This window comes from Parapedobacter sp. (genome assembly GCF_053550995.1).
Genome location: NZ_JBMQOC010000024.1, coordinates 66,112 through 72,338 on the forward strand (window position 1 = coordinate 66,112; position 6,227 = coordinate 72,338).

General features: G+C 44.7%; 6 protein-coding genes. All 6 read right to left on the reverse strand.

Features of this window, described 5'->3' with window-relative positions:
* Window positions 1-173: 173 nt before the first annotated feature.
* Complete coding sequence (locus ACO1NT_RS04135; protein ID WP_449047135.1) at window positions 174-1,373, reverse strand: hypothetical protein; 1,200 nt, start codon at window positions 1,371-1,373, stop codon at window positions 174-176.
* A 137-nt stretch (window positions 1,374-1,510) separates the two neighbouring features.
* Window positions 1,511-2,896: a hypothetical protein gene (locus tag ACO1NT_RS04140; protein ID WP_449047136.1), complete on the reverse strand. Its 1,386-nt coding sequence runs from the start codon at window positions 2,894-2,896 to the stop codon at window positions 1,511-1,513.
* Between the two features lie 10 nt (window positions 2,897-2,906).
* On the reverse strand, window positions 2,907-3,296 hold the full coding sequence (locus ACO1NT_RS04145; protein ID WP_449047137.1) for a hypothetical protein: 390 nt from the start codon (window positions 3,294-3,296) through the stop codon (window positions 2,907-2,909).
* A gap of 86 nt (window positions 3,297-3,382) precedes the next feature.
* Window positions 3,383-4,531, reverse strand: a complete 1,149-nt coding sequence (locus ACO1NT_RS04150; protein WP_449047138.1) for a hypothetical protein — start codon at window positions 4,529-4,531, stop codon at window positions 3,383-3,385.
* 29 nt (window positions 4,532-4,560) lie between these two features.
* Window positions 4,561-5,301: a hypothetical protein gene (locus ACO1NT_RS04155; RefSeq protein WP_449047139.1), complete on the reverse strand. Its 741-nt coding sequence runs from the start codon at window positions 5,299-5,301 to the stop codon at window positions 4,561-4,563.
* Between the two features lie 14 nt (window positions 5,302-5,315).
* Window positions 5,316-5,927 (reverse strand): WG repeat-containing protein, encoded by a 612-nt coding sequence (locus tag ACO1NT_RS04160; RefSeq protein ID WP_449047140.1) that lies wholly within the window; start codon window positions 5,925-5,927, stop codon window positions 5,316-5,318.
* Window positions 5,928-6,227 lie beyond the last annotated feature (300 nt).

Here is a 6,227-nt window from a genome sequence, read left to right on the forward strand (position 1 = left end):
GATGTATATTGCTTGCAAAGGCGATACACCCAATCGATAGACACGGATATACTTTCCAGATACGTTGACAGGTTATCAACGGACGTCGACGCTGCCTGCGCGTCCGGAAACTAAATCTGTAACTGGGGAAATCACCCAAGCTGGGGCGCACCAACAAGAAGGGGCTGCCCTTTTTACCTTGGTAATCGCACGCCTGTCTCACCATGATAATGAAACGACTCACTATCCCGACGAAACAGAACGTGGATATCAACAGGATGTTGTTTATAGTCAGGGGGGATACGGCCGTCCCGCGTTCCCCAACGGGTATCTCTTCGAACTCCGATGTAGAAGATATCTTCCATATCATGGTCAGTTGCGACATCATCCAGTACTTTTCGCAACCGTTCGAAGCTAACTGAGCCGACGGTGAACAGCCGATCGGGCTCGGAGGTCGTCAATGACAGGATACCTTCTTCCACAGAATTCCCACGAATGATCGCATGCTCGATGTAGCCGGGGTTATCGGGGTCTTCTACCCTTACGACCGTATAATCTTTGTAAAAAAGCAAGGATTCGACTGGCCGGTCACCGATATACGCAATAGCTTTAGCATAAGTTTTTCTGAACGCTTCCGCATTAAAATTACCTTTGTACTCAAAAACCAACCTCTGCGGGAAATAGGTTACGCGCAAGCGTAGCCAGTCCACATTGCCCGTAACCATAAAAGGCGAAAGAAAGCCGAAACCAAACAGTGCGAAAATCAACACCATGTTTACCAAACGTGTCAGTATGGTCGAATTACGCCCAATCAACAGTAAAAACGAGCTTTTACTTCGCTCAGGATAGATTTTAGTCGCCCGGAATGTAGTTTCGACTGTCAAACGCTCCCCTGCTGGTCGTGTAAGAGACACCCTCCCATAGCCGGGGTTATGGGTGTCTTCATAAAACGTGACAACATTCTGCTCTTGCAGCTGCTCAATTTGTTCGGTTGTCATCAACTGGCGTATCGTTGTCTGAAAGGGTGGCGTAAACTTCGAAAATACGGTCATTTTTATGACCAACAGGTCCCATTTTTCCATTAATCGTACACCGGCATAATCAACGCTGTCTATACGTGCGGCGGAGGCATTCGTCCTACCGGAGGCCAAGTCGGATGTAGCCGTTCGGGCTTTATGGTCCGTATATCCAACAAACACCTGGGCAAATACCCAGGCCAACCCAATACTACCCGGAATGAGTACAAAAAGCAACCAGACCGATATAAACCCTTGCATCTCGGCGGTAAACAAACCGATAACAAGCCCCAGGGAGAGCCATAGCAATACTTTATAAATAAAGACGCCAAGCCGCTCCAGCCTATACGGCATGGCGCTGTTCGTTAATTTCGTCATCCGCAGATAAAGATACGTTTTTGGCGATAGAACCCGAATAACCGGTCTCGCCGAATAAACTAACGCAAGCCAAGAGGAACGCTGATAAGGGAAGAACTTGCTACATTTTGCACAACTGTTGTAGATATTCCACTTAATTATTCGGCATTAAAACGTTTACCCTGGAATTGATCTGCCGGAATATCGTGTTCTTCAAAATTCGCGATTACCAGATTTTTCAGTTCTTCAAATCTTTCGGGTGGCATACCGTCCTGCTCCTTGACCGCCATGTAAAAATAAGTCTTCTTGTATTGTTGGAGGATGGCCCGGACGGAAGCAAAATCCATATTCTCCAGTAGCTTCCCGGTTAATTTTCCCACTTTGGGTATTTGGATCGAGGAGGTGTATTGTATCGGGCGGAACGTCGTATCAGACGGATTGCGAAAACTGGTCGGAAGCGATTCATACGGATTATAAACCGCAAAGTAAACCACGGCAGCTGTGCTATCCGCTTTGCTGAACACATTTTCTTGCATTATGGTGGAAAAACCGAGGGACGGCTTGGAGACCATCAGCAAATAATCAACACTATCGGGATGCTCGATATAGGCTTCCAGTTTCTTATTATCCTCCACCCGGCGTAGTCCAACAACTGCGATTTCGGGCGTATACGGATTGTTTTTGATGTTGGGCAAGTACTCCATTTTACTCTCCGGATCATTGGTGAATAGATATACAGGGCCAAATTTCCGTGCATACGTTTTTGCCACACGTATCGCTTCCTGTATGTTGGCTCGGTAATCCGTTTCCACATGAAGGATCATATTACGGACATCTTCAAATTCTTTGTCCTTATGTTCACGGATTATGTCTTCGCCAAAGGTACGCACGAACGCTAGGATCGCGAATGCCAGCCCGATAGGAATGGTGATATATTTGTAGTTTACATCCCGTTTTTTATGCCTTTCCAGCTGCTCGATGACTTCCATTTGCACCGCAGGGACTTTTATGGGCTCTGGTCGCACTGGGCTGTCCGTAATGGCCTCGACATCGACCCTTTGGGCGGTCTCCATCGAAATTTCCGGAGGTGCTGATTGTGTTTGCTGTTTAAGATGCTCCAACAACACTTCCCGAAAAGCAGTAAAAGTAAGGGCATCGTCTTTGCCCTTGGGATTATTGGCATCAAGCTGCCAAACCAGCTTTTTCCCATTGTGCAGCCTGATCCGCATGGAGGGCGGCGGTGCCTGTAAAGCACCGTAGGGAGGAATACTGTGGATGTCGCTAAAAAGTACCCGACCATAGTCTTTGGAAGTAAACCCCTCGCTGTCTACCGTGATGATGTCACTGCCCCTGGATGTTTTGTGGAATCTCCATAGACCATAAACCATCAGAAAAATAGCCAACAGTGTGCTGAACCAAAGAAAACCGGTCACAAAATCGAATAGAAAAATACTTGGAAAAATGGTCAGAAATGGACCAAAAATGGCTAACAAGAAATATTTTCCACCCTTATTGTTCTGGTATTTGAAATGATATGTTGTCATTGTTTCTAAATCATTTAAAGCTCACCACGAAGAGAAATACCATAACAAGGATAATCGGCAGGAATAAAAATACTTTTTGTGTCGTTCGTACCGTGCCGTAAAGCGACCCTAACAGTTCTTTGGCATAGGATGTCACCACCAACACGATGACGGCAATCACCATCCAGATAACTGCCGCGGTAACCAGACCGTTCATGTTCATAAACCCGTCCGTGCTGATATCAAAAACCGCCAAAACGGGTTCGTACAATAACAAACTCCCTAACCCGTTGATATGGAAGCACAGGATACAGGCTAATATTTTATGTATCAGGGATACATTTTTGCCTTTCCGACGCTGTTTGCTAACAACGTTGAAGAGTAGGATAAAACCAATCAATGAAATAACCCAACCTGCCATCGTGCTATGCTTTGCTAATTATCATAAAGGTTCAAAATCATCCTTAAGCGATCCCGCTTCATCCATGGCAACCATGGAGCAATATACTACCCTTCGTAATTAAGCATTTTGACATATCTTATTACATCATGCATCCGTTGCTTGGCTTCCCTGTCCTTTTCGGGGTAACCAAAGTGTATTTCCAGGTACCGATTGCCCTTAAAATAGGTTTTTGCAAGGCCGTTTACATAACCGTTCCCGGGGTGCTCCTCATAGAAAATATCATGATTGCTATACTGGTACTTGGCCATCTTTTTATTTGCTTTGTTGAAATCCTCCATGTTCAGTTCAGTTTGCTGCATCATGGTGTAGAAGAAAACATCACCTCCTTCTGAAGGGTATGAAAAGTAATAATCGCCTTTGCGTGCTTTGTCGTCCTGAACGAAAGGCGTGTCTTTTGTTTTGAGGTAAACGTCGTCTGTGGGCATACTCGGATAGATGCCCACAAACGGGTCTTGCCAAAAGGTTTTGGGTTGTTCGACGCGTTGCAAGTCCGCTATCCGGGCATTTTCCCACTCCGGAATATTCAATCCGAGCTTTTGGTTGATCTCTTTCAGTTTATCGAGCGTGGCCAAAGTATCGCCCCGCAATGGCACAACGGTTTCAAAAACCAGTTGGCCCTGTTGGTAAAATCCCAGTAAATAATGCTGATAATTGGCCCACGCCCAATAGATTCCTGTTTTATATCCGGGATGCTTGGCAACAACCGCTGTTTCGGATAGGGATGACTCGTGCATATCCGTAACAGCCTCTACCCCGCCAAAGAGAGGACTGCCCATTTCGTAGTAACTATCGCTTAGAAAAACCTCCTGATCATCGTAGAGCAGCGTTGCATGAAGCAACAGGTCACCCCAAAGAGAATCCTGAAACAGGATTTCCGTTTCCTGGAAAATGACAGTATCATCGCTATAGTACCGACCCAGTTCTTCTACGGCATTATAATAACGGCCCATAAAAGGGAATACCTGGCTGGCGTTGGTGATCATAACCACACCATCCCCGTGTCTGTCCAGTTCGTTATCAAAAGGTGCTTTCTGAAGCCAGGTATGTAGACTCCCCCCGGTAAGTTCTTTTACATCTTCGTCCCACACAAAATCTTTTGTGGTTCGGGTCTGCCGATCACAAGAAACCAGTAGTATCAACGTAAGCAGCATAACCATGGTACAGTGGCCGCTTTTAAAAATAGTTCTCTTCATGATGGTTTAAAATTAGCTATGTGCCATACTCAAAAAATTAAAGAATCCCCAAATCGGTATTTCATATACCATTCGATACCGATAAATAACAAAATGATGAAAATGATCGCAAAAACAATGGCTTGCCAATATAGTTTTTTGTCAAATTCAAAGGTTTCGGGATGGATAGAAAACTCGGAATAAACATTGGGTGCGATGCGTAGATCGGGACGAAAAAGTGTGACTCCCTGTATAAAGTGGCTTCTGAGCGAGCGGTTATTTCGAGCGTAGTAACTATAAGCCACATCCGGATGAAAAAATCGTACCTTTTGTTCGTTACCTTTCAAAAAAACTTTCAAAAACGTCTGGCTATACGTTGTGGTTCCCGTGTATACGCGGTTTGAACCTATAAAGACGTCGTACACGATTATGTCATCTGATGATTTCTCCAACTGGCTATACAACAAGGATTCAACGGCACCGTCTAACTGCTCATAAAAAATCCCCTTACGGTTTACCATGATATGTCTGACCGCCTTGCTTTTGATACGTTTTAGGTATCGTACGGCGATATAGCTCAGCCAAATCACGATCGGATAGTAGATGATGCCGAAAGCGAATAACTGTCCACCCTCAATCATATCGTCTACATAAAATAAAACGGGAGTGATGTAAAAACATAAAACAAGCGAACCGAATAGTGGGAAAAACACGATCCGGATGCACCAGGTCCAAAACCAGTTGGGTTCGGATTTTATCTCAGGGAAATTATCTTTTGTAAATACGCTCATCTATACTGCGATCATTATTTTGGTTCAGGCTCATTTTCTGGTCGGATAATGTATTCCGTTCCATTCAACCCAACATAGAATTTACTCCCACCACGGGGTGATGAGACCAGGATCAGTGGATACTGGGGTACGTGGAAGTCGGAATATAATTCTTCATGGATATTGTACCGTGCAGGAATCAACACCTCGCTTGTTGCTATATCGTGCACCCCCCATAGCAAGGTCTGGTCGTCCTGAAACTTTTCATAAGAATGCTTGATTGACTCGTTTATGCTTTCTTTCGGACGGATTTCATTAAAATCTTCTGGATTATACCGATACACCACGTTTCCCTTTTTATCGATACGCATCCGCTGTCCATCCTTCCACACGGTGGCGTAGGCACTGCTCCCGAATATTTTCTTTTTGGGGTCCTTGATGTCGTGGAAGTCCAGATCTTCCCCGAAAAATGCGGCCCCTTCAAACTGCGGTTCGATGATGACCTTTTTATCCTTATCACAATAACCATATAGCCCGTTTTTCACTATGGGGATGAGGTCGGGATAAAATAAGCCATCGTTCTTTTCCTGCGCATCACTTGAAAATACGGTGGAAAGTAGTAGAATAAACGCCAAATAAATTCTCATAGATGTATCACTTGATATCCCAAAATTACGGCGTTCGGAAATATCTTGAAATCCCTGTTTTCAAGGATTTTTATTGTTGTGGGGCCTTTATAGTTTTGTAATAGGGATTAGAATATTGTTTTCGTATGAGATTCCTGCACCATGCATTTGTGTTCATTACCAATTTTGATAAAGAACTTTGAGATATGGAACCCCAATAAAGAATTACCTGGAGCATGTCGGCTCCATCGAGAGAGAAGGAAGCCACCCCGCCCGGTTTCAATGGGAGTACGTTTACGATTTGGTCACGCTGACCGAAAC